The 25,310-nt window shown below is 61.6% G+C and carries 25 protein-coding genes; 16 read left to right on the top strand and 9 right to left on the bottom strand.

Annotated features, from left to right (window positions below):
• Positions 1–181: 181 nt before the first annotated feature.
• Genes ATK23_RS08980 through ATK23_RS08970 form a run of 3 tightly spaced genes read left to right on the top strand, consistent with a single transcriptional unit; the run spans position 182 to position 3,077 of the window.
• The gene (locus ATK23_RS08980) at positions 182–1,405 is read left to right on the top strand and encodes a thiolase family protein (RefSeq protein WP_066140935.1); all 1,224 of its coding nucleotides are present in this window, start codon (positions 182–184) and stop codon (positions 1,403–1,405) included.
• 2 nt (positions 1,406–1,407) lie between these two features.
• Positions 1,408–2,202 (top strand): enoyl-CoA hydratase/isomerase family protein, encoded by a 795-nt coding sequence (locus ATK23_RS08975; RefSeq protein WP_066140932.1) that lies wholly within the window; start codon positions 1,408–1,410, stop codon positions 2,200–2,202.
• 2 nt (positions 2,203–2,204) lie between these two features.
• Positions 2,205–3,077 carry a 3-hydroxyacyl-CoA dehydrogenase family protein gene (locus ATK23_RS08970; protein WP_038992296.1) on the top strand — a complete coding sequence of 291 codons (873 nt, stop codon included), beginning with the start codon at positions 2,205–2,207 and terminating at the stop codon, positions 3,075–3,077.
• 54 nt (positions 3,078–3,131) lie between these two features.
• On the opposite strand, the gene ATK23_RS08965 is transcribed toward ATK23_RS08970, so the two are convergent.
• Positions 3,132–3,386, bottom strand: coding sequence for a LuxR C-terminal-related transcriptional regulator (locus ATK23_RS08965; protein WP_038992295.1), 255 nt, complete (start codon positions 3,384–3,386; stop codon positions 3,132–3,134).
• A gap of 146 nt (positions 3,387–3,532) precedes the next feature.
• On the bottom strand, positions 3,533–4,435 hold the full coding sequence (locus ATK23_RS08960) for a serine protein kinase RIO (protein WP_066140929.1): 903 nt from the start codon (positions 4,433–4,435) through the stop codon (positions 3,533–3,535).
• A 140-nt stretch (positions 4,436–4,575) separates the two neighbouring features.
• Here ATK23_RS08960 and ATK23_RS08955 point away from each other — a divergent pair, with 140 nt between their 5' ends.
• The 4 genes from ATK23_RS08955 (at position 4,576) to ATK23_RS08940 (ending at position 10,064) form a co-directional block, all read left to right on the top strand.
• Positions 4,576–5,304: a tyrosine-protein phosphatase gene (locus ATK23_RS08955; protein WP_066140924.1), complete on the top strand. Its 729-nt coding sequence runs from the start codon at positions 4,576–4,578 to the stop codon at positions 5,302–5,304.
• A 31-nt stretch (positions 5,305–5,335) separates the two neighbouring features.
• The gene (locus ATK23_RS08950) at positions 5,336–5,704 is read left to right on the top strand and encodes a VOC family protein (RefSeq protein WP_066140921.1); all 369 of its coding nucleotides are present in this window, start codon (positions 5,336–5,338) and stop codon (positions 5,702–5,704) included.
• Positions 5,705–5,837: 133 nt separating this feature from the next.
• Positions 5,838–7,961 (top strand): phenylacetic acid degradation bifunctional protein PaaZ, encoded by a 2,124-nt coding sequence (gene paaZ / locus ATK23_RS08945; protein WP_066140918.1) that lies wholly within the window; start codon positions 5,838–5,840, stop codon positions 7,959–7,961.
• A 393-nt stretch (positions 7,962–8,354) separates the two neighbouring features.
• Positions 8,355–10,064 (top strand): carbohydrate-binding module family 20 domain-containing protein, encoded by a 1,710-nt coding sequence (locus ATK23_RS08940; protein ID WP_083515576.1) that lies wholly within the window; start codon positions 8,355–8,357, stop codon positions 10,062–10,064.
• A gap of 57 nt (positions 10,065–10,121) precedes the next feature.
• Here ATK23_RS08940 and ATK23_RS08935 read toward each other — a convergent pair whose 3' ends face one another.
• The 6 genes from ATK23_RS08935 to ATK23_RS08910 form a co-directional block, all read right to left on the bottom strand.
• On the bottom strand, positions 10,122–10,835 hold the full coding sequence (locus ATK23_RS08935) for a nicotinamide mononucleotide transporter (RefSeq protein ID WP_157066377.1): 714 nt from the start codon (positions 10,833–10,835) through the stop codon (positions 10,122–10,124).
• Positions 10,836–11,049: 214 nt separating this feature from the next.
• Complete coding sequence (locus tag ATK23_RS08930; protein ID WP_066140910.1) at positions 11,050–11,667, bottom strand: TetR/AcrR family transcriptional regulator; 618 nt, start codon at positions 11,665–11,667, stop codon at positions 11,050–11,052.
• 32 nt (positions 11,668–11,699) lie between these two features.
• A complete protein-coding gene (gene paaK, locus ATK23_RS08925) occupies positions 11,700–13,019 on the bottom strand; it encodes a phenylacetate--CoA ligase PaaK (RefSeq protein WP_038992288.1) in 1,320 nt (439 codons plus the stop codon).
• 32 nt (positions 13,020–13,051) lie between these two features.
• Positions 13,052–13,498 carry a hydroxyphenylacetyl-CoA thioesterase PaaI gene (gene paaI, locus ATK23_RS08920; protein ID WP_066140907.1) on the bottom strand — a complete coding sequence of 149 codons (447 nt, stop codon included), beginning with the start codon at positions 13,496–13,498 and terminating at the stop codon, positions 13,052–13,054.
• Positions 13,499–13,614: 116 nt separating this feature from the next.
• Positions 13,615–14,628 carry a GNAT family N-acetyltransferase gene (locus tag ATK23_RS08915; protein ID WP_083515558.1) on the bottom strand — a complete coding sequence of 338 codons (1,014 nt, stop codon included), beginning with the start codon at positions 14,626–14,628 and terminating at the stop codon, positions 13,615–13,617.
• Positions 14,629–14,648: 20 nt separating this feature from the next.
• Positions 14,649–16,802: a S9 family peptidase gene (locus tag ATK23_RS08910; protein WP_066140904.1), complete on the bottom strand. Its 2,154-nt coding sequence runs from the start codon at positions 16,800–16,802 to the stop codon at positions 14,649–14,651.
• A gap of 202 nt (positions 16,803–17,004) precedes the next feature.
• Between ATK23_RS08910 and ATK23_RS08905 the strand changes: the two genes are divergently transcribed.
• From ATK23_RS08905 to ATK23_RS08865, 9 genes are all read left to right on the top strand, one after another.
• Positions 17,005–18,471: an amino acid ABC transporter substrate-binding protein/permease gene (locus ATK23_RS08905; protein WP_100339260.1), complete on the top strand. Its 1,467-nt coding sequence runs from the start codon at positions 17,005–17,007 to the stop codon at positions 18,469–18,471.
• Positions 18,468–19,223, top strand: a complete 756-nt coding sequence (locus ATK23_RS08900) for an amino acid ABC transporter ATP-binding protein (RefSeq protein ID WP_066140902.1) — start codon at positions 18,468–18,470, stop codon at positions 19,221–19,223. The genes ATK23_RS08905 and ATK23_RS08900 overlap by 4 nt, the downstream gene beginning before the upstream one ends.
• A 198-nt stretch (positions 19,224–19,421) precedes the next feature.
• On the top strand, positions 19,422–19,871 hold the full coding sequence (locus tag ATK23_RS08895; RefSeq protein ID WP_066140898.1) for a DoxX family protein: 450 nt from the start codon (positions 19,422–19,424) through the stop codon (positions 19,869–19,871).
• 141 nt (positions 19,872–20,012) lie between these two features.
• Positions 20,013–20,999, top strand: a complete 987-nt coding sequence (gene paaA, locus ATK23_RS08890) for a 1,2-phenylacetyl-CoA epoxidase subunit PaaA (protein WP_038992281.1) — start codon at positions 20,013–20,015, stop codon at positions 20,997–20,999.
• A 1-nt stretch (position 21,000) separates the two neighbouring features.
• Positions 21,001–21,291, top strand: a complete 291-nt coding sequence (gene paaB, locus ATK23_RS08885; RefSeq protein ID WP_038992280.1) for a 1,2-phenylacetyl-CoA epoxidase subunit PaaB — start codon at positions 21,001–21,003, stop codon at positions 21,289–21,291.
• The gene (gene paaC / locus ATK23_RS08880; RefSeq protein ID WP_066140894.1) at positions 21,288–22,148 is read left to right on the top strand and encodes a 1,2-phenylacetyl-CoA epoxidase subunit PaaC; all 861 of its coding nucleotides are present in this window, start codon (positions 21,288–21,290) and stop codon (positions 22,146–22,148) included. Before paaB ends, paaC begins: the two co-directional genes overlap by 4 nt.
• 36 nt (positions 22,149–22,184) lie before the next feature.
• Positions 22,185–22,682: a 1,2-phenylacetyl-CoA epoxidase subunit PaaD gene (gene paaD / locus ATK23_RS08875; RefSeq protein WP_038992277.1), complete on the top strand. Its 498-nt coding sequence runs from the start codon at positions 22,185–22,187 to the stop codon at positions 22,680–22,682.
• The gene (gene paaE / locus ATK23_RS08870; RefSeq protein ID WP_066140891.1) at positions 22,679–23,839 is read left to right on the top strand and encodes a 1,2-phenylacetyl-CoA epoxidase subunit PaaE; all 1,161 of its coding nucleotides are present in this window, start codon (positions 22,679–22,681) and stop codon (positions 23,837–23,839) included. The genes paaD and paaE overlap by 4 nt, the downstream gene beginning before the upstream one ends.
• An 18-nt stretch (positions 23,840–23,857) precedes the next feature.
• Complete coding sequence (locus ATK23_RS08865; protein ID WP_066140888.1) at positions 23,858–24,643, top strand: enoyl-CoA hydratase/isomerase family protein; 786 nt, start codon at positions 23,858–23,860, stop codon at positions 24,641–24,643.
• 69 nt (positions 24,644–24,712) lie between these two features.
• Here the strand turns inward: ATK23_RS08865 and ATK23_RS08860 are convergent, their stop codons facing one another.
• Positions 24,713–25,165, bottom strand: a complete 453-nt coding sequence (locus tag ATK23_RS08860; protein WP_066140885.1) for an Lrp/AsnC family transcriptional regulator — start codon at positions 25,163–25,165, stop codon at positions 24,713–24,715.
• Positions 25,166–25,310 lie beyond the last annotated feature (145 nt).

Genomic DNA, 25,310 nt, shown 5'->3' with positions numbered 1-25,310 from the left:
GGATTTGGTTCCGAGGGTTCGCGGATAAAACGGTAGTTGGCCTGTGGGCTGGCCACGTGGAATAGCAGGCCTGAAAATGTTCAATTGTGAAAAAGCGGCGATCCGCGACTTTATTATTGAACGAATGGTCGGTAAGTTTAGGTGTTGAGGGTCACTAACCATTTCGGCATAAGGAGCACAAATGACCGAGGCATTTCTCGTAGGTGGAGCACGCACGCCGGTAGGCCGCTACGGAGGGACGCTCAGCGCTGTGCGCCCCGACGACCTGGCTGCGCTGACGATCCGCCGCGTCATCGACGACGCAGGCATCGACCCGGCAGACATCGATGAAGTCATTTACGGAAACGCCAACGGCGCCGGCGAGGAGAACCGCAACGTGGCCCGCATGGCTGCGCTGCTGGCAGGCTTGCCCATCACTGTTCCGGGCATCACGGTCAACCGCCTCTGCGCCTCCGGCATGAGCGCCATCACCATGGCCAGCCACATGATCAAGGCCGGTGCCGCCGACATCGTCGTCGCCGGCGGCACCGAATCCATGTCGCGGGCTCCCTGGGTCATGGAAAAGCCGGCCAAGGCCTTCGCCAAGCCGGGGGCAACCTTCGACACCTCCATCGGCTGGCGCTTCACCAACCCGCAATTCCTTTCCGGGGAGTACGCCCGCAATGGCAAGGCCACCTTCTCCATGCCGGAAACCGCCGAGGAAGTCGCCCGGGTCTACAACATCTCGCGCGAGGACTGCGACCAATTCGCCGTCGAATCCCACGCCAAGGCCATCGCCGCCATCGAAGCTGGGCGCTTCCGCGATGAAATCGTTCCGGTGACCGTCAAGGGCCGCAAGGGTGACACCATCGTGGATACGGATGAAGGGCCACGGCCTGGAACCACCATGGATGTGCTGTCCGGACTGCGCCCAGTAGTCAAGGGCGGCAGCGTGGTCACCGCCGGCAACGCCTCGACGCTGAACGACGGAGCTTCGGCGATCCTCGTGGTTTCCGAACGCGCCATCAAGAAGTACGGCCTGACCCCGCGGGCACGTATCGTTGACGGGCAGGCCGCGGGCCTGGAACCGGAGATCATGGGCATGGGACCGGTTCCGGCGACGCGCAAGGTCCTCGAACGCGCCGGCGTGGGCATCGAGCAGATCGGCGCCATGGAAATCAACGAAGCCTTCGCCAGCCAGTCCCTGGCCAGCATGCGCGAGCTGGGCGTAGACGCCTCAATTGTCAACCGCGACGGCGGCGCCATTTCGCTGGGCCACCCGCTGGGTTCCAGCGGTTCGCGCATTGTCATCACCCTGCTGGGCCGCATGGAACGCGAACTGGCTTCCGACCAGCGCAAGCTGGGCATCGCCACCATGTGCGTGGGCGTCGGCCAGGGCACCGCCATCCTGCTGGAAGGCGTCTAGGCATGAGCGATTTGAACAGCGAATTCACCACCCTCAAGCTGTCGGAAACCGATGACCGGCTCTGGGTGCGTCTGCACCGGCCGGATGTGCGCAACGCAATCGACCAGGCCATGGTCGACGAGCTGCACGCCATTTGCGCCTACCTGGAGAAGAACCCCAAGATACTGATCATCGCCGGCACCCCCGCAGAAGCGCCGAGCGAAGCCAACCCCAAGGGGCGCAAGGGCATCTTCGCTTCGGGCGCGGATATTGCCCAGCTGCGCGAACGCCGTCGCGATGACGCGCTCGCCGGGATCAATTCGGGCATCTTTGACAGGATCGCCAAGCTGCCGATGCCGGTGATTGCAGCCCTCGACGGCTTCGCACTGGGCGGCGGTGCCGAGCTGGCCTATGCCGCGGATTTCCGCATCGGCACCCCCGAGCTGCGCATGGGCAACCCTGAAACGAACCTGGGCATCATGGCCGCGGCCGGCGCCACCTGGCGGCTGAAGGAGCTGGTCGGCGAACCGCTGGCCAAGGAAATCCTGCTGGCCGGCAAGGTGCTCACCGGCGAGCAGTGCCTGGCCGCCAACCTGGTCACCGAATTGCATCCGGGTACCGAGCTGGATGCGGCGGCCGACGCCTTGGCGGACCGCATCGGAGCCCAGGATCCGCTGGCGGTTCGGATCACCAAGTCGGTCTTCCATACTCCCCGCGAAGTCCACCCGGTCATCGACACCTTGGCCCAGGGCATGCTGTTCGAGTCCCAGGCAAAATTCGACCGCATGCAAGCATTCCTAGATCGAAAGAAGAAGTAAGCATGAGTGCACAGACCAGCTTCACCTCCGGCGCACTGCCGCAGCAGATGGGCGTGCTCGGCGGAGGGCGCATGGGCGCCGGCATCGCCCACGCGTTCCTGATCAGCGGCAGCTCGGTGACTGTTGTCGAACGCGACAGCGAGTCGGCGCAGGCCGCCTATGAGCGCGTGGCAGCATCAGTGGACAAGTCGATTGCCCGCGGCGGGGTGAGCGAAAGCCGCGAAGAGCTGCTGGCTCGTTTCTCCACCAGTACCGATTACGGGCAATTCGCCAGCGCGCAGCTGGTGATTGAAGCAGTCCCTGAAATCTGGGATCTGAAGGTCTCCTCGCTGCAAGCGGTGGAGCAGGCCTTGGGCAGCGATGCCGTGCTCGCATCTAACACCTCGTCGCTGTCGGTCAGCGGACTGGCCGAGGAATTGCAGCGTCCGCAGAACTTCCTGGGCCTGCACTTCTTCAACCCGGTCCCGGCTTCCACCCTGATCGAGGTCGTGATCGGCAAGCAGACCGACCAAGCGCTGGTGGGTGCATCGCGCGGTTGGGTTGAAGGCTTGGGCAAGACCGCGGTCGTGGTCAATGACGCTCCGGGCTTCGCATCATCCCGCTTGGGCGTGGCAATCGCGCTGGAAGCGATGCGCATGGTCGAGGAAGGCGTCGCCAGCGCCGAAGACATCGATAACGCGATGGTCCTGGGATACAAGCACCCCACTGGCCCGCTGAAGACCACCGACATTGTCGGTCTGGACGTGCGGCTGGGCATTGCAGAGTACCTGCATGAGACGCTGGGGGAGCGCTTCGCTCCGCCGCAGATCCTGAAGGACTTGGTGGCCGAGGGCAAGCTGGGCCGCAAGACCGGGCAGGGCTTCTATACCTGGTAGGACATCGATGAAAAGGGCTGCGCATGCAGCCCTTTTCGCGTTCCGGCAGGTGTTTCAGGCGATCAAGCCGCTGTGGCGCGCACGCAGCACCGCATCGAAGCGATTCGTGGCGACCAGCTTCCGCGCCGCCGGCGCCAGATAGCTCGTGACGGTGCTTTCGGCTAAGCCCATATGCGCGCCAATCAAGGCATTGCACGGGACCAGCGCCAGATGGGAATCCACTTCGAGCTCACGCGGCGAAAGGACAGAGAGGCCGACGCCTTCATTTGCCTGGCCATGGGAGCCTTCAGCGCAAGCACGCTGATTCACGAGCTCGGCGGCTGGCCGGGCCGGATATCACCGCACTCCTGGCCTGGTACGGCTTTTTGCCATCGGCGACAACACCACCTGGCGTCGTGCGGTGCTGCCCGTCTGAGCCCAGTGGGCGTACAAACCCGTGGTCGGCAAGGGCCGGCTCAGAACAGATGGCTCAGCAACGAAGAAAACAACTCATCCGGGTCATTGGGCAGTCCCTTGGAAGCGAACCACTCGCAAAGATTCACGCAATCGCGATGCAAGAAGTCCAAACCGTTCGGGTTGCCGGCGAGATCGACGCACTGCGGAACATCGATCACCACCAGGCGTTCGCCGGATACGAGAAGGTTGTATGCCGAAAGGTCGCCGTGGGCGACCCCGAGTCCGGCAAACCTCTCCAACGCGTCGACGAGCTGGTCCCACAGCGCTGGCAGGCGCGGATCAAAGCGCGAGAGCTGCTGCAACCTCGGAGCCGCCGCATGCTGGTCCTCGGGATCGGCGATGAACTCCATCAGGATTTCGGTGCCGTCGATTTGCACCGGATAGGGGACCGGAATTCCCGCCTCGTAGCAGCGCAACAGGTAGGTCCATTCGGCGTTGGCCCACTGCAGCGCTGCCACCTGCTTGCCGTAGGTGGAGTTGTTGCGGATGGCGCGATTATCACGCGAACGCCGTGCGGAGCGCCCATCGCTGTAGGCCTGGGAACGGCTGAACTGCATTTGCTCACGTGAACGGTAGCGCTTTGCGGCCAGAAGGCTGCTGCGATCTTCGGTGGCACGTTCCAGCAGGAAGACATCGCCTTCCTTGCCGGTTTTCAGGATTCCCAGCTCCGTGTCAATAGCGGCGGCGTCTTCGATGAGCCAGTGCGGATACGGCTTCGGCCCGCGCAACCCCTTTTCGATAAATGGCCACGTCGAGTACCGTTGGCCGTCATCCGGTTCACCGGTATCGGATTCGTTCCAGACAGGCTTGTGCTTGCTGAATTTCAGTTGCTCATCGGCATCTGCGGAGCCGGCATCGATCAGTGGTGAATGTGCGGCCGCGAGGCCAGCGGGGTAATGCATTGGAAATAGTCCTTGGAAGTAGTGGGGAGTGACGGGTACAGGCGGAAAGCAATCATCGTTACCCCTCCTTCGCTAGACTGATTGACGTTTGTCAATGACTAAAACTCTACAACATGCCAGCGATGTGTTGCAATGGGCCTATGAACCAAAGCCTGAATTACCGCAAGCAAGCCGGAGATCTGGAATGGAACGGAGCCGTCAATGCGCGGCATGTCTGCGGGGCGTTCTACCGCATGGGCAGGCACGAGTGGCTGACCGACCAGGGGTGGCGGCAGCTGCAGGATGACGGCATTGACCGGATCATCGACCTGCGCAACCCGAGCGAGATCAGGCGCCGCGAACATGACCCGGTGGTTGCCGAGCCGAGCATGCGGGGTATCGAGCTGATCAATCTCCCGCTGGAATCCCCAGGTAACGAGCGTTTCGAAGCGGTCGCGGTCCCGTATATGAACCACACCGGGATGTACCGGCTGGTTTGCGAGGAATTCGGGGATCAGCTGGTGGCGGTCTTCGAGAATCTGGCGGCAACCCGCAGCGGAGCGGTGATCCACTGCTCCGCCGGGAGGGATCGCTCGGGCCTAGTGGCGACGCTGCTGCTGGATTTGGCCGGGCTCCGCGACGAAATCCTGGCGCAGGACGAAGCGGCGGTGCGCGGCATCAATGAATGGCATCGGGTCTCGCCGCGCAAGCACCCCCATGAGTCCCACCAGTCTGCCAGTGAGCTGGAGGCTATCATCAGCAGCCGCGCCGCCGAATTGGAGAAGTTCCTGGACTGGCTCGGCTCTGCGGAGGACTACCTGCGCGGCCAAGGCCTGAGCGAGGACAGCCTGTCCGCTGTCCAGGCGCTGGCTCGACTCAATATCCCATGACAGCGCCGCAGCCGCGCTGTAGGCTCGGGGAATGGATGGAATACCGCGGCATCATGCCTTGAGCTATGTTGAACTGACCGTCACCGACCTGCAGGCGGCAAAGGATTTCTACGCGGCCGCCTTCGGCTGGAAGTTCATCGACTACGGTGACCAGTACGCTGGCATCCTCATGCCGGAAGCGAGCACTGAAGAGTCCGGGGGACTGCTGCTGTCCGACAAGCCGCGGCCTGTTGGCGGGCCCTTCGTGCTGCTGTATTCCGACGACCTAAATTCCACGGCGCGCGCCATCGAGGCCGCTGGCGGATGGCTCGACCAGCCGGCCTATCCGTTCCCCGGCGGTCGCCGGCTGCATTTCACTGATCCCTCCGGCAACGAGCTGGGTGTCTGGGCCAGCCGATAGCGAGCTTCGGCCGGTTGTCGGCGCTGGCGCTTCACCTCGTTCTCTTGCGCAGTCATTCAGGTGTCGTCGATCACGCCAATGCTGATATGGTTAACACTATTACTGACCGACCGTTCAGAAAGGAATTGCGTCGATGACGACAGCCCAGATTGGTGCAGTACCAAGTTTCATTGCCGGCCAATGGCAGACCCCAGCAGCCGAGGGAGGTACCGAAGTCCTCGACGCCAACACAGGCGAGCTGCTCGCCACCGTCACCAAGGAACCCCTTGATGTCGCCGGCGCCGTCGCCTACGGCCGAGAGACCGGCCAGCGGGAACTTGCCAAGCTGTCCCTGCATGAGCGCGCGCTCAAGCTCAAGGAACTGGCGCTGTACCTGAACGAGCGGCGCAAGGACCTGTACGAGGTCTCCTTCAAGACCGGTGCTACCAAGATCGATTCGATGGTGGACATCGACGGCGGCATCGGCGTGCTGTTCACCTTCTCCTCCAAGGGCCGGCGCGAGCTGCCCAACTCCAACGTGATCCTGGATGGGCCAACCGAACCCCTGAGCAAGGACGGCTCGTTCATCGGCACCCACATCTACACCGCGATGGCCGGTGTTGTTGTCCAGGTCAACGCATTCAACTTCCCTGTGTGGGGCATGCTGGAGAAATTCGCTCCTGCCTTCATCGCCGGCGTGCCAACAATCGTCAAGCCGGCGACCCCCACCGGTTACCTCACCGAGGCGGCGGTGCGCATGATGCTGGATTCGGGCATCCTTCCTGAAGGATCCCTGCAGCTGCTTTCCGGATCCGCCCGCGACATCATGGACCACCTGGACTACCGGGACATGTTCGCATTCACCGGCTCGGCATCCACCGCCAGCAAGCTCAAGGCGCACCGCAACGTCATCGACGGGGGTGTCCGCTTCGCGGCAGAAACCGATTCCCTGAATGCGGCCATCCTCGGCCCGGACGCGGTGGAAGGAACCCCTGAATTCGACGCTTTCGTCAAGGTTGTCGTCAATGAGATGACGTCGAAGGCCGGACAGAAGTGCACCGCCATCCGCCGCAACATCGTGCCGGCCGCTCAGGTTGACGCGGTCATCGCCGCCATCGGGAAGCGCATCGATGAACGCGTAGTCATCGGCGACCCGCGTGTTGAGGGCGTCACCATGGGCGCTTTGGCTTCGCTGGAGCAGCTGGCCGACGTGCGCGGGGCCGTCGAGGACATGATCGCTGCCGGCGGCGAGCTGGCCTACGGCCGGCTGGATGCCCCGGCGGTACGAGTGGCTCCGGAAACCGATGCCGTAGCGGAATCCGGTGCCTTCATGTCGCCTGTGGTGCTGCGCTGGAACGACGCGCGCAACCCGATCGTGCACTCGCGCGAAGCGTTCGGCCCGGTCAGCTCAGTCATCGGCTATGGCAGCGTCGAGGAGGCAGTGGAGCTCGCCGCCATGGGCGCCGGATCGCTGGTCGCGACCGTGTGCACCAATGACGCCGAAGCCATGCGTGCCCTGTCTCTAGGCATCGCCGCCCACCACGGGCGCGTGCACATCCTGAACCGCGAAACCGCCCGGTCCACCACCGGCCACGGATCCCCGGTTCCGCACCTGGTCCACGGCGGCCCAGGCCGCGCCGGCGGCGGCGAAGAACTCGGCGGCATCCGCTCGGTCAAGCACCACATGCAGCGCACCGCGGTCCAGGGCTCGCCCAACATGATCACTGCGCTCAGCGGAGTCTGGCATACCGGCGCCCAGCAGTCGCTGGCAGGCAGCCCGAAGTTCGGCGGCAAGCCGGATAACGTCCACCCGTTCCGCAAATCGCTGGCCGAGCTGAAGATTGGTGACGGTTTCGCTTCGGACCTGCGCGAAGTCAGCTTGGAGAAGATCACCGAATTCGCCAACGAAACCGGTGACACCTTCTACGCGCACACCGACCAGGCCGCCGCGGAAGCCAATCCGTTCTTCCCCGGCATCGTGGCCCATGGCTACCTGCTGGTTTCCTGGGCCGCGGGGCTGTTCGTAGAGCCTGCTCCGGGACCGGTCCTGGCCAACTACGGATTGGAATCCCTGCGCTTCATCACCCCGGTGGCTGCCGGAGATTCAATCCGCGTGACCCTGACGGCCAAGAAAATCACGCCGCGAGTCACCGATGAATATGGCGAGGTCGCATGGGATGCGATCTTGCACAACCAGAATGATGAGATTGTCGCGACCTACGATGTCTTGACCTTGGTGGAGAAAGAAAACCTCACCTACGCCAACTTCGAAGGCTAAAACGCAACTTCAGCAAGGGTGGATGCCGTCAACCACGGCATCCACCCTTTTGCGTGCTCGCAGCCAGGACAGCTTTGCCGGATATCTATGAAAGCGTTTCCAATTTTGACAAGATTTGACGCGGAGTGAAAAAAGTTTTAGGGCAATTTACGCGGACATTTTCGCGGGTTTAATGTATTTACAGAAATTTACTTATTGGAGAGAGATAAGAAAACGCTTACAGTTGTGTCGCAGGTCACGCGTTGATGGGGAACGTGTGGTTGAGCGATCCCGACGCTGTCGCGTCGAGCTATCGCAGCCCGATCATCACAACAAAGGAGTTTTTCTGTGGGACTTTTGCCATCACGTGCCAAATCAACACAACGCCGGCACGGAGCCAGGACGGTGAAGCCGGTGGCAGCACTAGGCGCCTCGCTCGCCCTGCTCGCCGCACCGTTGTTCGCAGCACCCGCCCAAGCCGCCACCCCATCCAACGACGGCAAGGATGTCATCCTCAACCTGTTCCAATGGAACTGGAATTCGGTAGCCCAGGAATGCGAGTCCAGCATCGGTCCAGCAGGATATGGCTACGTCCAGGTCTCGCCTCCAGCTGAGCACCTGCGCGGCACTGCATGGTGGACCTCGTACCAGCCGGTGAGCTACAAGGTGGACTCGAAACTGGGCAACCGCGAGGAATTCTCCGCCATGGTCAAAAGCTGCAACGATGCAGGCGTGAAAGTGATCGCAGACGCCGTGGTCAATCACATGACCGGAGCCGGGCAGACCGGTACTGGAACCGCAGGCTCGGCTTTCTCCGATGACAACTTCCCAGAGTATTCGGCCCAGGACTTCAACGATTGCCGCACCAACATCACCAACTATGCCGACCGCTGGCAAGTGCAGCACTGCCGCCTCGTGGGCTTGCAGGATCTGAAAACCTCCAGCAGCTACGTCCAGCAAAACATCGCCGACTATCTCGATGACCTCGTCTCGCTTGGGGTATCCGGATTCCGCATCGATGCCTCGAAGCACATCCCCGCAACGGACCTCGAAGGCATCAAATCCAAGATGAAGAACCCCGGCGTGTACTGGGTCCACGAGGTGATCGGGGCGTCGGGTGAACCGATCCAGGAGAGCGAATACCTCGGCAGTGGCGACTCGCACGAATTCGACTATTCGCGGCAGCTCAAGCATGATTTCGACGCGCAAATCGCCAACTTGCGCTTCATCGGCGACGGCAAGCTCACCAGCGACCGGGCCGGGGTTTTTGTCACCAACCACGACACCGAACGCAACGGCGAATCCATGAACTACAAGTGGGGTGCCAAGTACCTGCTGGCCAATGTTTTCATGCTCTCCTGGCCTTACGGATCGCCCACCGTGTATTCCGGATTCGCGTTCACCGACAAGGATGCAGGCGCTCCGGGCGCCAGTGACGCATCGGTACCCAATGCTGGCTGCGACTCCTCCGCCTGGACCTGCGAACAGCGGCAAGATGAAATCACCGGAATGGTGGGCTTCAACAACGCCGTCGGCGACGCGGCTGTCAGCAATTGGTGGGACGATGGCGGCAACCAGATCGCATACGGCCGCGGCAATAAGGGATTCGTAGCCATCAACAACACCTCGGCGGCAACCACCCGCGAATACACCAGCTCGCTGGCCGCTGGCACCTATTGTGATGTGGTGTCCGGAGGTGATTGCTCGAAGACCATCACTGTGGGCGCCGACGGCAAGTTCACCGCGACACTGCCTGCCTACGGTGCCATGGCCCTGCACATCGGTGCCGTATCCGATGGCGGATCAGGAACGCCGGATCCGGTCGAAGACACCGCTGATGTCAGCGTCGCGGTCACCGCCCAAACCGTCTGGGGGCAGAACATCCGCATCGTAGGCAACCGGCCGGAACTAGGCAGCTGGGATCCGGCCAAGGCGCCACAGCTATCAGCTGCCAGCTACCCGAGCTGGAGCGGAACGGTGGACCTTCCGGCAGGAACGCAGTTCGAATACAAGTACGTCAAGTACGACCAGAGCGGCAATGCCACGTGGGAATCAGGGGCCAACCGCATCGCGACCGTGAACGCGGACGGTTCCCTGAACCTGAACGACAGCTGGCGCAATTAGCCACAAAAAAATGATCCCGCCCCAGTTCACACTGGGGCGGGATCATTCTAGGTTCAGCTATTTTTCGGTTTTGGCATTCAGCTTGTCCATGGTTGCCTGTTTGGCTTTTTGCAAGGCCAGCTCTTCCTCGTCCAGCTCGACCTGCACCGGCTCGGCAGCCTGGGCAGGAAGGCCGCGCCACAGGAAGTAGCCGTACGCGGCGGCCAGGGCGATGAAGACGAACAGGCCCATCATGCCCAGCATCGGGGAGATCAGGAAGTAGACAACCAGATCGGCAACGGCGGCCAAGGCCAGCACCAGCCAGCCGGCGCGCACGCCGCGGGCAACCATGACGAATGACGCGAAGATGGCCGCATCGGCGAAGTACAGGACCCAGATTTCCGGGGTTGCGCTCATGAATCCGCCATTGAACAGGAACGGGCCGAAGCGCAGGGCAACCAGCAGGATCAAGCCTACGAGCAGGCCGAGCGCGGACCATGGCGTCACGGTGGTGCTCGTGACCATGCGGGTGAATTTGCCCTTGAGCTCGAAGCGGGAGAAGCGCCACAGGCCGAAGATGGCGATCAGCAGCAGCGGAACGGCGTAGATTAGTCCCAGTAGATCGAACTGCATCGAGGTAATGACCGGGCCAACGAAGACGCCCAGAATCAGGGTCCACCAGCCTAGGTCATTGCGGTGCGCCAGCAGGGCCGCAGAGACGAAGACAAGCAGCATGCTCGCGGCAGAAAGCAGGATCTGGACAAAGGAACTACTGCTGTCGGCGGTAGCCATGAAAAGGGTTTCTAAGATGGAATCCACAGCGCTCTTCACTTGGTTGATCGAGAATGTCCGGTGCTGGAAGCACCCCTTCGATGCTAGCTGTGAATTCTGTGAGGATGGCAAGATTGCCAGGTTGGATGCGCCACATCCAGGTGCCTCCGCACCCGGTTAACGACATTGGCTCCCACCTGGAAGGCGGGAGCCAACGCGTAGCCTTGCCGTGCAACTAGGCGTTCACGGTATGCAAGCCATTGAAGAGCAGGGAAACGGCTTGCTCTTCAAGTTCGGTTCCGTTGATGGGCCCGTCGGCGCGGTACCAATCCACCACCGAGTTGATCAAGCCGAAAAGCAGCCTTGCAGTTGCCCGTGGTTCCAAATCGGCACGCAACTTGCCATCCGACTGCGCGGCGGCCACCAGCTCCGCCAGCTGGCGGTCCATGGCGCGGCGGCGCTGCAGTGCTTGGCGCTCCAGTTCGGTGTTGCCGCGCAGTCGCAGCAGCAAGGTCACGTAGGAACGCTTGTCCAGCAGGATCCGGAACGTCGCGCGCAGGAAGAATTCCAGGCGCTCATCTGCGGTGCCCTCATGGGTGCGGACCTCGGCGATCACTGCTTCCAAGGGAATCAGCGCTTCGTCCAAGGCCAGCCGCAACAGGTCCTCTTTGGACGGGACATGGTGGTAAATCGCGGATTTGCTGATACCCAGGCGGTCGGCGAGCTTGCCCATGGAGGTTGCGTCGTAGCCGTATTCGTTGAATGCCTCGACAGCAATGCGCAAAACGGCTTCTTGATCGTATCCGGGGCGGCCACGCTTGGTCGGACGGTTGGCAGTATCGGTAAGTCCCATGGTTACTTCATTATCCCATGTCCCGGCCGGGACTAGTTGGAGCGCATGTCGTAGATGCGCTTGAGCTTGCCCATGGAGCGTTCCAGCGATTCCGGCTCGACAACGTCAATGGCGCAGGACGAGCCGACATGGATCTTGATGAGCTTGGCCAGTTCCTTGGCACCGTTGGTTGCATCTTCGATGGTCGCCTCGCTGCGGCGCTCCACCTTGACTGCCAGCTGGTCCATGCGATCCGGACGGGTCAGGATCAGCTGGAAGTGCGGCGACAGGGTCGGCACCTTCAGGATCAATTCCTCGATCTGGCTTGGGAACAAGTTCACGCCGCGCAGGATGATCATGTCATCGCTGCGCCCAGTGATGCGGCCCATGCGGCGGTGTCCCGGGCGGCTGGTGCCAGGCATCAGTCGGGTCAGGTCATGGGTCCGGTAGCGGATGATCGGCAGGGCCTGCTTGGTCAGCGAGGTGAAGACCAGTTCGCCGTGCTCGCCATCGGGCAGCACCTTGGTCTCGTCGAAAGCATCAATGATTTCCGGGCGGAAATGGTCTTCCCAGATGTGGCTGCCATCCTTGCGTTCTCCGGATTCGCCAGCCACGCCAGGGCCCATGACCTCGGAGAGGCCGTAGATATCGCAGGCGGTGATGTTGAACATCTCTTCCAGCTCGTGGCGCATCTCTTCAGTCCATGGCTCGGCGCCGAGCACGGCCACCTTCAGCGAGGTGGATCGCGGATCGAGGCCCTTGCGCTGCATGGCATCGCCGATGGTCAGCAGGTAGGTCGGGGTGCAGAGGATCGCGTCAGGCTCGAAGTCCTGGATCAGTGTGATCTGCTTGTCGGTCTGGCCTCCGGACATGGGGATGACGGTGGCGCCGAGGTACTCGGCTGCGGCGTGCGCACCCAAGCCGCCGGTGAACAGCCCATAGCCGTAGGCGTTGTGGACCTTCCAGCCCGGCTTGACCCCGGCCATGCGCAGGCAGCGGGCACCGAGCTTGGCCCAGTCTTCCAGGTCCTTCTTGGTGTAGCCAACCACGGTGGGCTGTCCAGTGGTGCCCGAGGAAGCATGGATGCGGGCGACCTCATGCTGCGGAACGGCAAACATGCCGAATGGATAGTTCTTGCGCAGATCTTCCTTGTCGGTGAAGGGGAACTTGGCGAGGTCGCTCAGTTCCTTCAGATCATCGGGGTGCACGCCAGCGGCATCGTACTTCGCCTTGTAGTACGGCACGTTGTTGTAGGCATGGTGCAGAGTTTCCTTCAAGCGGGTCAGCTGGATCGCTTCGATCTGCTCACGGCTCATGGTTTCTTCTGGATCAAGCGGATTCGGAAGGCTGTCGCGGTCGGTGTTCTGGGACATGCTGGAACTTTCGTGTCGAGTGGGCTGGGTGCTTAGCGGTTCTGTGGTTTCGGGACGGTGCGCGAACGTCCGCGGAACTCTGCGACGGTTTCGATTGAGCCGTCGCCCGCTGGCTGGGTCACCTTGATGTCGTAGATCCCGCTGCGGCCTTGCTGCGAGACACGGTTGCCGGTGGCAGTCAGCACTCGTCCGGGAATGGCTGGCTTGAGGAAGTTGACGTCGGCACCGGACGCTACAGTGATGGTCTCATCCGAGCCGCCCTGCGGATTGCAGCTCAGTGCGAACGCAGTGTCGGCCAGAGCGAAGATCATCCCGCCGTGGCCAATGCCGAAACCGTTGAGCATTTCCTGCCGGAGCGTCATGGTGATGACCGCGTGGCCGTCGGAGACCTCAACTACTTCGATTCCCATCCACTGCGTGGCGTAGTCATTGTGAAGAATGGCGTGCGGGACCGAATTCTCTACCTGTGTTTCGCTCATCATCTTCCTTCGCCGAATTATTTACCGAACGATCATTAGGTAATAACATTATGTGAGCTAAGTCAAGTTAGGCGAGCGTTTTGGCGGTACTGTTTCAGCGAGGGCAAACCGGAGAACTAGCGGGTGAAAATTCGCTGGTGCACGTCGAGGATGAACGGCTCCTTGATCCGGTTGTAGTCCATGACCAGTCCATTTTCGCCATCGCTCGCAGCCAGCGCACGGGCAGCGTTCCGCTTGACCGAGGCATATGCCAGACGGTCAGTTTCGTTGTGTTTCAGATGCTCGCGAAAAATCAGGTGCCGCAGGTACTCGGGGCTTCCCGCGCTGAAGACATGGATATTGGCTTCGGGAAGCAATGAACCGGCAACCGGCTTGAGCATGCGGTGGCCGTACCACCCGGGTTCGCGGTGCCAGAGAATGATGCCGGTGGAATCCAGAGCTGGGACGTAGGACGCTTCCTGGTTCGCATCGGGGACCAGCAAGATGATGTCGATGATCGGCTTGGCTGGAAGGCCTGGAACGGACGTGGAACCGGTGTGCTCAATGGCCAGCGCGGTGGAACCCAGTGCATCGGCGATCTGATCGCGCAGGCGGTGGAAGTCCTTGGCCCACTGATCGGTCGGTTCGGCAATCGCGATCAGTCCGCGCATCAGTTCGCCGCCGACAGCCTCGTATCCCGGATCTTCTTCCGGCTGGCTGGTCAGCAGCGGGTAGCAGGGCAAGGTGCACAGGTACCGCTGGGCCTCCGGCCAGCGCGGGTCGACAGCCGACGGCGAGACGAGGCAACCGAGCGCACGGTAGAAGCCCACCGCATCATCATCGGTGGTGGCCCAGATGTTCTTCTGATAGGTGTCGCGCGGTCCAGCCAGCAGGGCGGAGCCCAGACCCTGTCCTTGCAGTGCTGGATCGACGGCAAGATATTCGACGCAGATCGCGTAGCTATCGCTGTGCCGGTAGGCGGCCAGTGCCGTGACGTCGCCTGAGGCAGTCGTGCTGGCAAGGACCTCGAGTCCTTCGCATTCATCGAGCAGCGTTTCAAGCGCCTGCTCGCTGGCAGGTTCGGCGGCCAGCACCAGCAAGCGGCGTACCGCAGGGTCGTTGCGGTGGTCGCTGATCTTGATGTGGTGCATGGCCGCCGTTCCTCCGGTTGTCAGATTTCTTCAGTGCATCCCAGCGCATCCAAGGCGAAGGAATAGTCCCACGCACGGGACTTCCAGGACTCGTAGCGCCCCGACGCGCCGCCGTGCCCGCCATCCATCTCGGTCTTCAGCACAATCGGTTCCTGCCCGGTGCCGATTTCACGCAGCTTGGCCACCCATTTGGCTGGCTCTACGTACAGTACACGGGTGTCGTTCAGCGAGGTGACCGCAGCGATCTTCGGGTAGTCCTGTGCCGTGACATTTTCGTAAGGGCTGTAGGACTTCATGTAGTCGTAGACCTCCTTGCTCTCGATCGGGTTGCCCCATTCTTCCCATTCCAAGGCCGACAGCGGCAGCTCGGGATCAAGGATGGAGGTCAACGCATCGACGAAAGGCACCTGGGCGATGATCGCCGTGTACAGTTGCGGGGCCATATTCGCGATGGCTCCCATCAGCAGTCCGCCGGCCGAACCGCCCAGAGCGGCGATGCGCTGCGGATCGGCCCAGCCGGAATCGAGCAGGTACTTGGTGGAATCAATGAAGTCGGTGAAGGTGTTCTTCTTGTGCAGCTTCTTGCCCTGCAGGTACCAGTTACGGCCGAGCTCTCCGCCGCCGCGCACGTGGGCGATGACAAAGACCACGCCGCGATCCAGCACGCTCAAGCGGGGGATGCCGAAACCAGGATCCATGGAAGCCTCGTAGGAGCCGTAGCCGTAGATCAGCACCGGCTGGGGAACCGAGGTATCCAGGTCGGCCCGGCGCATGATGGTCAACGGAATCCTGGTGCCATCGGCCGCGGTGGCCCACTCGCGCGTGGACAGGTACTTGGCCGGGTCGAAGTTGTTCACCGGAGTCTGCTTGCGCAGCACCAGCGACTGGTCTTCCAGCCACAGGTCGTAGACGCGTGGGGGGGTGAAGTCAGCGGTATAGCCGATGCGGACCAACGGCGCCTCCAATTCGGCGAAGGTCGCCGAGGCGGTGAACAGCTCATCCTCGAAGTCCGGTTCAATGGCCGGCTGCTGGGCTTCGGTGCCCAAGCCGTCCAAGGCAAGCAGCTGGACGCGCTCGCAGGTGTCGCGGCGAACCGAGAGCACCACGTGCGAACCGGTAATTGCCGTGCCTTCGATCTTGACGGTGTCCTCATGGGCCACCACGGTGCGCCACTGGGCGGGGTCGGTGTTCTCTCCCAGCTGGTCCACGGAAGCCAGCGACACCATATTGTTCGGTGCTTCATGGTCGTGGGTGATCAAGGCCTGGCCGGCACCCGGCATCAGATCGATTCCATGCAGCAGGCGCAAGCTGCGCGGCACCAGCAGGACTACTGCCGCCGAGGGATCGAGCAGATCCAGCATGCTGGTTTCGGCGTACTCGGAGTTGCCGCTGGAGATCATCAGCGTCTTGCGGTCCGGGCTCAGATCGAAGCCGAGCCACATGCCTGGATCAGTCTCTTCGAAAATGATCTTGTCTTCCGCTGGGAGGGTGCCCAGCCGGTGGGCGCGGATCTGGTGCGGCCGCCAAGTCTCGTCAACTACCGTATAGAAGATCGTTGAAGAATCCGGGGAGAAGGCCAGCCCGTAGAACACCCCTTCAATGGTGTCTTCCAGCAGCTTTCCGGTTTCCAGGTCCTTGATGAACAGGGTGAACCGTTCATCGCCGGCATTGTCGACGCAGTAGGCGAGCAGGTTGCCGTCCCCATTCAGGGCCATGCCGCCGAGCGAGAAGAACGGCTGCCCTTCGGCCAATGCGTTGCCGTCGAGCAGCACCTCTTCGGCAGGAAGCGCGGTTTCCGGGTCGATGACCGGGGGCGTCCAGTCGGCCACCAGGTCCCCGGTGTCCGAGGCTTTGACACGGCACTGGATCGTGTAGGGCTTGCCTTCGGCCGAACGGGTGAAGTACCACCAGCCGCGGCGGCGCACCGGAACCGACAGGTCGGTTTCAACGGTGCGGCCCTTGATCTCGCTGAACAAGGCATCGCGCAACGGCTGCTGGCCAGCGGTAATGGTGTCGGTGTACTCGTTCTCCGCGGTCAGGTGGGCGATGACCTCCGGGTTGGATTTCTCGCGCAGCCATTCGTAGTTGTCGATGAAGTCGTCGCCGTGGAAGCTGCGGGTGGTGGGCAGCTTCGCGGCACGAGGAGCGTTTGCGGTCAATGATTCAGGAGTCATACCACTATTCAATCCCACCGCCGATGCTTGCGGGGGTAGCTATGCTCAGCGCGGACAGAACCGCGGTTTCAAACCGGTAACGATGCAAGTGCAGGCGAGTCGTGGGGTACCGGCTAGGCTTTATTCGTCCTAGGCTTGCAGGCAGAACGTATCATCTGCACCTTGGGCCATTCGCCCTTCAGCACGAGAAAGCGATTCATCAGTGGAAAAGAAAAGAACAGCTGCCCCAGCCGGGCGCCTGGCCAGGTGGATAGCCGCGGCTGCCATCGGTTTGATGGCATTGGTCGTGGGCGCACCGTCGGCCCTGGCCCAAGGCAGTGAAAGCGTCGAGGGCCAAACCTATGTCATCGGCACGGATACGACGTTCGCGCCGTTCGAGTTCCGCCAGAACGGCGAGCTGACCGGTATCGACATGGATTTGTTGCGCGCCATTGCCGAAGACCAGGGATTTGAAGTCGAAATCAGGTCCTTGGGCTTCAATGCCGCGTTGGCAGCCCTCTCCTCCAACCAGGTGGACGGCGTGATCGCCGGCATGTCGATTACCGACGAGCGCAAGGAGATCTACGACTTCTCCGAGCCCTACTTCGAGTCCGGCGTCCAGATGGCTGTCGCTGCGAACAATGACGAGATCACCAGCTATGAGGACTTGAAGGGCAAGACCGTTGTCGCCAAGACCGGCGCCGAGGGCGAGACCTACGCCAAGTCCATTGCCAAGGAATACGGCTTCCAGGTCAAGTCCCTGGATCAGTCGGCCACCATGTACGAATCGGTCAAGGCCGGCTCCGCCGTTGCCGTTTTCGATGACTACCCGGTGCTGGCCTACGGCATCGCCCAGGGCAATGGCCTGAAGACCGTCACCGACAAGGTTCCTGGCGGTTCCTACGGCTTCGCTGTGAACAAGGGCGAGAACACCGCGCTACTGGCGGCCTTCAATGACGGGCTGGCCGAGCTGAAGGCCAGCGGAGAGTACCAGCAGATCCTGGACTCCTACCTTGCCGATCCGACCGCGGCGCAACCGAGCAACTTCTTCGATCTGCTGGTCAAGTCCATGCCAGCGTTGATGACCGGTTTGTGGCACACCCTGCTGGTGACAGCGATTTCCTTCGCCATCGCGATGGCGTTGGGCCTGATCTTCGGATTCATGAAGATCTCCGGGAACATCGTGCTGCGCGGCATCGCCACGACCTTCGTGAACATTTTCCGCGGCACCCCGCTGTTGCTCTGGGCATTCATGTTCTACTTCGGCCTTCCGCAGCTGACCGGCTGGGAGATCAGCGTCTGGACTGCTGGTGTGCTGACGCTGTCCCTGAACGCCGGCGCCTATGTCGCCGAAATTGTTCGCGGCGGTATCCAGTCGGTGGATCCAGGCCAGCTCGAAGCGTCCCGTTCGCTGGGCCTGGGCTACGGGAAGTCGATGCAGAAGGTCGTGATCCCGCAGGCCTTCAAGATGATGACCCCGTCGCTGATCAACCAGCTGATCATCAGCCTGAAGGACTCCTCGCTGCTGCTGGCTATCGGTTTCACAGAGCTGCTCTACCAGGGCCAGCAGATCTACGCGGCGAACTTCCGTGTCACTGAAACCCTGCTGATCGTCGGCATCATCTACTTCATCGCCATCATGGCGCTGACCAAGTTGGCAAATTATGCCGATCGGAGGTTCAACAAGTGAGCACCTCAACCGTGCAAAGCGACAACGTGAAGATCCAGGTCAAGGACCTGCACAAGTCCTTCGGGTCCAACAATGTGCTCAAGGGCATCGACATGGATGTGCGCGAAGGCGAAGTGGTGTGCGTGATCGGACCGTCGGGGTCCGGCAAGTCCACCTTGCTGCGTTGCCTGAACAAGCTCGAGGACATCACCTCAGGCAAGGTCGTCGTGGACGGCTTCGATGTCACCGATCCGAAGGTGGATATCAACGAGGTGCGCCGCCATGTGGGCATGGTGTTCCAGCACTTCAACCTGTTCCCTCATATGAGCGTCGCAGAGAACATCATGCTGGCGCCGGTCGAGCTCAAGAAGATCGGCAAGGCCGAAGCGCGGGAGCGTGCCCTGGAGCTCTTGGAACGCGTTGGCCTGCGCGAGAAGGCCAACGCCCGTCCGGCCTCGCTTTCCGGCGGCCAGAAGCAGCGTGTGGCGATCGCCCGCGCGCTGGCTATGGCTCCGGGCATCATGCTCTTCGACGAGGCGACCAGCGCTCTCGATCCCGAGATGGTCGGCGAAGTGCTGCAGGTCATCAAGGAGCTCGCCGATACAGGAATGACCATGGTCCTGGTGACGCACGAGATGGGCTTCGCACGTGAAGTAGCCGACCGGGTGGTCTTCATGGCTGACGGAGTTGTCTGCGAGCAGGGCGAGCCTGAACAGTTGTTCGGCAATCCGCAGCAGGCGCGCACCCAGGACTTCTTGTCCAAGGTCCTCTAGGCAGCAGCCGCACAGCCGGCCGGAAACCGTGCTGTCCGCAACTAGTTGAATCTGGTTGCGGGCAGCACGGTTTTTTCGTGACGAAGCTTACGCAGTAAATCCCTTCATATTATTGAAGTTTCAACTAATTTTCCAATAGGGTTGGGGCAGTAAATGAATGGGACTCGTCCCTGCATCTCAATCCTTAGGAGTTCACTAATGTCCGCTCTGGGAAATAGCGCAGGCCTGCAGGCCGCTGCCCGCACCCTGCTTCGCTTTGCTTTCGGTTTCCTCTTCCTGGCCCACGGCTGGCAGAAGTACTTCCAGTTCACCATCGAGGGGACTGCCGCTGCCTTTGGGCAGATGGGTGTTCCTGCCGCCAACCTGCTTGCCCCGCTGGCTGCAACCTTGGAGATCGCTGGTGGTGCCGCGATTATCCTTGGCCTGCTGACTCGCGTGTTCGCAGGCCTGTTGGGGGTGCAGATGATCGTCGCGCTGTTCATGGTTCACGCTGCAGGTGGAGTCTTCGTGGAAAATGGCGGCTTCGAGCTCGTCTTGGCACTGGCTGCCGGAGCACTGGCGCTGCTTCTGGTGGGCCCTGGCCGGATCTCGCTTGATGCGCTGATCTTCAAGGGCAAGAAGGCGGACAAGGTGCTCGTCAACGCCTAAGCCCCAGCTTTCGCAAACCCCGGGAAATCTTTCCCGGGGTTTTGTTGCGCCTGGAGGCGAGTTCATGTTGACGTGATCGAGCGCACTCTGACATACTGAACGAACGGTCAGTATGTAATTTGATTTCGATGAGGTGAACCCATGGCCCCGACCACACCGCAGGAGCCGGGACTTAGTGCCGTCCCGAGCTACGAAGAAGAGCAGTCCCAAGCGCGTTTCGACGCCTTGATCGATCAGGACTCCCGCGTCGAGCCACGCGACTGGATGCCTGAGAAGTACCGCAAGACCCTCAGCCGCCAGATCTCGCAGCACGCGCACTCCGAAATCATCGGAATGCAGCCTGAAGCGAACTGGATTACCCGCGCTCCATCGCTGAAGCGCAAGTCCATTCTGATGGCCAAGGTGCAGGACGAAGCCGGTCACGGCCTCTACCTCTATTCGGCCGCCGAGACCTTGGGCACCACCCGCGACGAGTACAACGAGCAGCTGCTCTCCGGCAAGGCCAAGTACTCCTCGATCTTCAACTACCCCGCACGCACATGGGCGGACATGGGTGCTATCGGCTGGCTGGTCGATGGGGCGGCCATCGCCAACCAGGTTCCGCTGTGCCGTGCTTCCTACGGCCCCTACGGCCGTGCCATGGTCCGCGTGTGCAAGGAAGAATCCTTCCACCAGCGCCAGGGCTTCGAGATCCTGCTCTCGCTCTCGCGCGGCACCGAAGCGCAGAAGAAGATGGCCCAGGATGCCATCAACCGCTTCTACGAGCCAGCCCTGATGATGTTCGGCCCGCCAGATGAGCAGTCGCCGAACTCCCAGCAGTCCATGGCTTGGAAGATCAAGCGCTTCTCCAACGACGAACTGCGCCAGCGTTTCGTCGGCATGATCGCCGAGCAGGTCAAGGTTCTCGGCCTGACCCTGCCGGACCCGGAACTGCACTTCGATGAAGAAAAGAAGCAGTGGATCCACAAGGATCTGAACTGGGACGAATTCATGGCAGTGATCAAGGGCAACGGCCCAGTGAACGCGCAGCGCATGGAACGCCGACGCGAAGCGCACCGCGAGGGCGCCTGGGTCCGTGAAGCCGCCGCAGCATACGCAGCAAAACAAGCACAAAGTGAGGTTGCCTAGCATGAGCCAACAGAGCAATTGGCCCCTGTGGGAAGTATTTGTCCGTTCATCTCGTGGACTCTCGCACGTCCACGCGGGATCCCTGCATGCACCGGATGCCCAGATGGCCGTGCGCAACGCCCGCGATCTGTACACCCGTCGCAACGAAGGCGTGTCCCTGTGGGTTGTGAAGTCCACCGACATCATCAGCTCCGACCCTGATGAGAAGGACGCCTTCTTCGAATCCCCGCAGGGCAAGGACTACCGCCACGCGACCTATTACAAGGCCAGCGAGGGAGTGAAGCACCTGTGAAGCACGAAGAACTCGACGAAGCCCTCGACAGCTTCGGCGATGCGCTGGCCTCGGCCACCCGCGTCACCCCGGGCAACGCCCTGCGACCGGAAGACATCGCTGTGGGAGGCGTCAAGCCGAGCGAAGAAGTTGCGCAGTACGCACTGACCCTGGGCGATGACGCCCTGATCCTGGCTCAGCGCATGTCGCACTGGATTTCCCGCGCTCCCGAGCTGGAAGAAGATGTTGCCCTGGGCAACATTGCACTGGACGTCCTGGGCCACGCCCGCTCCTTCCTTACCTACGCCGGGCTGGCGTGGGACAAGACCGAGGACGATCTGGCCTACTGGCGCGAGGAAGAGGAATTCACCTCGCTGTGGATCGTCGAGCAGCCCAACGGCCACTTCGGCGTCACCATCGTCCGCCAGCTGATCGTCTCGATCTTCCAGAACCTGCTGTACAAGCAGCTGACCGAATCCAAGGATGAAACCCTGGCCGCCATCTCGGCCAAAGCAGTCAAGGAAGTCGACTACCACCGCGACCACGCCATCCAGTGGACCATCCGCCTGGGCCAGGGCACCGAGGAATCGGCCGCCAAGATGCGCCACGCCCTGGAAATCCTGTGGCCGTACGTCGACGAGATGTTCCGCGATGAAGAAGTTCACCAGAACCTTGAGGGCATTGCCGTGCTGCCTTCCACCCTGCGCTCCGCGTGGGAGGAAGAAATCACCGCGGTACTGGACGCAGCCGGCTTGGAGATCCCTTCCACCGGTCAGGCCATGGCCTACGGCCGCCGTGGCGAGCACTCCGAACACCTGGGCTACCTGTTGGCGGAGATGCAAGTTCTCGCCCGCAAGCACCCCGGTGCCAGCTGGTAATTACGCAACTTTTGCCCGAATAAGGGGGAAGCAGTCTTGAGCAAAACGATCGCTGACGCCAAGGATCTGTTCGCTATCGCGTCCAAAGTGACCGACCCGGAAATCCCGGTGCTGTCCATTGCAGACCTGGGAATCCTTCGTGAAGTGAATATGGCCGAGGACGGAACCGTGCAGGTGGTCATCACCCCAACCTATTCAGGTTGCCCGGCGATGGATGCCATCAATGAAGACCTGTACGCCGTTTTCGGCGATGCCGGATATGAAAAGGTTGACGTCAAGCTGGTGCTGACCCCAGCGTGGTCAACCGATTGGATGACCGAGGAGGGGAAGAGCAAGCTCGAAGAGTACGGGATCGCTCCACCCACCGGCAAGGGCCATGCAGGCCGCGTCACCCTCGGCATGAGCGTGAAGTGCCCGCGGTGCCACTCGCTGAACACGCGTGAGCTGGCCCGGTTCGCCTCGACTTCCTGCAAGGCGCTCTACACCTGCAAAGACTGCTTGGAACCCTTCGACTACTTCAAGGTGCTCTCATGACCGAACAAACCACACCCACCCGACGCCGGGCGTCCTTCCATCGGCTCACTGTCTCGAACGTGCGCAGGCTGACCAAGGACTCAATCGAAGTCACTTTCGCCATTCCCGCGGAACTAAGCGAGGAATACGACTACGTTGCAGGCCAGTACGTGGCGCTGCGCAAGGAAATTCCCAACGCCGAGGGCGAACTCGTCGAGCTGCGCCGTTCCTACTCCATTTGCGCCGCTCCAACCGGGGATGAGATCAAGGTAGCGATCAAGCGCGACCTCGGAGGCCTGTTCTCCACTTGGGCCAACCAATCCCTGGCTGCGGGCGACCAGATCGATGTGATGAGCCCCGCTGGTGCTTTCATTTCCAAGCACAAGCTCACGGAGATCAACGATCCATCGACCATCGACACCAAAGCCCAGGACCGCTTCGTGGCCGTGGCCGCCGGCTCCGGCATCACCCCGGTGCTGGCCATCGCCCGCACGATCCTGGAAGCCAATGACCACACCCGCTTCGACCTGATCTACGCGAACAAGGCAGCCATGGACGTCATGTTCCTTGAGGAACTGGCTGACCTGAAGGACCGCTACCCATCGCGTCTGGCGCTGCATCACGTGCTCAGCCGCGAGCAGCGCATCTCGCCGCTGCTCTCCGGCCGCATCGACGCAGAGAAGCTCACCACGTTGCTGACCAGCGTGGTCCAGGCGCCGAACGTGGACGAATGGTTCCTCTGCGGCCCCTTCGAGCTCGTCCAGCTGGTCCGCGACCAGCTAACCAGCCTGGACGTTCCCGCGGAAAAGGTCCGCTTCGAGCTGTTCACCACCGGTGAGCCGACCAAGCCGCAAGGGCATATCGGCCGCCCGGTCGAGGTGGACGAGAACGAGGAAAGCTATGAGATCAGCTTCAACCTCGATGGCCTTAAGGGCGAAGTCATGTCACCGGTGCGCGCCAACGAAACCGTGCTGAACGCCGCACTGCGCGTCCGCCCGGACGTTCCGTTCGCCTGCGCCGGCGGCGTGTGCGGCACCTGCCGTGCCAAAGTCACCTGCGGCACGGTCACCATGGCCGAGAACTACGCGCTGGAACCCGAGGAAGTCGAGGCTGGCTACGTGCTGACCTGCCAGTCGCACCCGACCAGCGAGAAGCTAAGCGTCGACTTCGACGCCTAGAAAGGCCAGGACGAATCCATGATCGAACTGACGATTGCCGATTCAATCGCACGCGTGGTGCTCAACGCGCCGCAGAAGATGAATTCCCTGGACGAGGTGGCACTGGCCGAATTATCCGAGGCCTATGACAAGGCCGCGGCGGCCGTGGACACCGGAGAGGTCCGCGCCCTGGTGCTTTCCGGCGAAGGCCGCGGTTTCTGCGCCGGACGCGATATCTCAGGAGTCAACCCGGCAGATGACGACGTCATCGGCTACCTCGACGGTAAGGTGCAGCCGCTGCTGGAGAAGATGTCCAGCTTCCCGGCTCCCACCTTCGCCCTCGTGCAGGGCGCTTGCCTGGGTGTCGGCCTCGGCCTGGCTGTGGCCACCGACGTGGTGTACGTTGCGGAGAACGCCAAGATCGGCTCGCCGTTCGCCAACTTGGGCGCGACCTTGGACTCCGGGGGACACTGGCTGTTCACCGAGCGGCTCGGGGCTCACCGCACCTTGGACATGATCTACACCGCCGAGCTGATTTCCGGTGCCGAAGCTGTGCGTTCGGGCCTGTTCTCCCGCGCCTTCCCGGCGGAGGAATTGGCCGAGCGCGGCGAGGAGATCGTCGCCAAGGTGGCCCAGGGGGCCACCCAGGCCTTCGTCGCGTCCAAGCAGCTGGTTGCGGAAATCCGCGACCAGCGGGTAGGCCTGTGGAACTCGATGCGCACCGAAAACCGGGCGCAGGCAGCCTTGTGCGACACCGCTGATTACGCCGAAGGATTCAAGTCTTTCCAGGAGAAGCGCAAGCCGGTGTTCACTGGCAAGAAGTAGTTTCCCAGCAAACACGAGAAGAGCACCTGATGGCATCCAGGTGCTCTTCTCGTGCGTTAAACGAGCCGGCTATCGGGTGTCGGTGTCTTCGAAAATCAGCAGGGTCTGCGTATCCAGAACCGTTGGCAATGACTGCAATTGCTCAAAGACCACACGGCGCAGGTCCAGATTGTCTTTGGCGCGCACCAGCAGGATCACGTCGAAATTGCCGCCGACCAAGCCCACATGGTGCACCTCGGGAATCGATGCCAGATGGTCACGTAACTCGCGCCAGGAATGCTGGCGGAGTTTCAACGTCACGTAGGCGCTGGCCTTGAGTCCCGCCTTCACCGGATCAATCACCGCCGTATACCGGGTAATCACCCCGGAATCCTGGAGCTTTGCGATACGCGAGTAGGCGTGGGCCCGCGATACGTGCACCTTTTGCGCCACGGTGGTGACCGACTGGCGTCCGTCGCTGGTCAGCTCCGCGAGGATCGCATGATCGACATCATCGAGTTTTAGCTCCGCTTCCGCGACCATTGATTCTCCTTGTTGACGTGCCGGACGTCTCTATTCCAAACACAATCTATTGACACTTTTCGTCTACGAGTATACGGATAATATTCGCAACTTTCCACGATTCCCCGCCGGACTGGATACAGAATGCCACTCATACCCATAATTG

This window comes from Glutamicibacter nicotianae (assembly GCF_002797775.1).
GTDB lineage: Bacteria > Actinomycetota > Actinomycetes > Actinomycetales > Micrococcaceae > Glutamicibacter > Glutamicibacter nicotianae.
The sequence above is the reverse complement of the archived record's forward strand: the minus strand, read 5'-3'. Positions and strand labels throughout refer to the sequence as shown.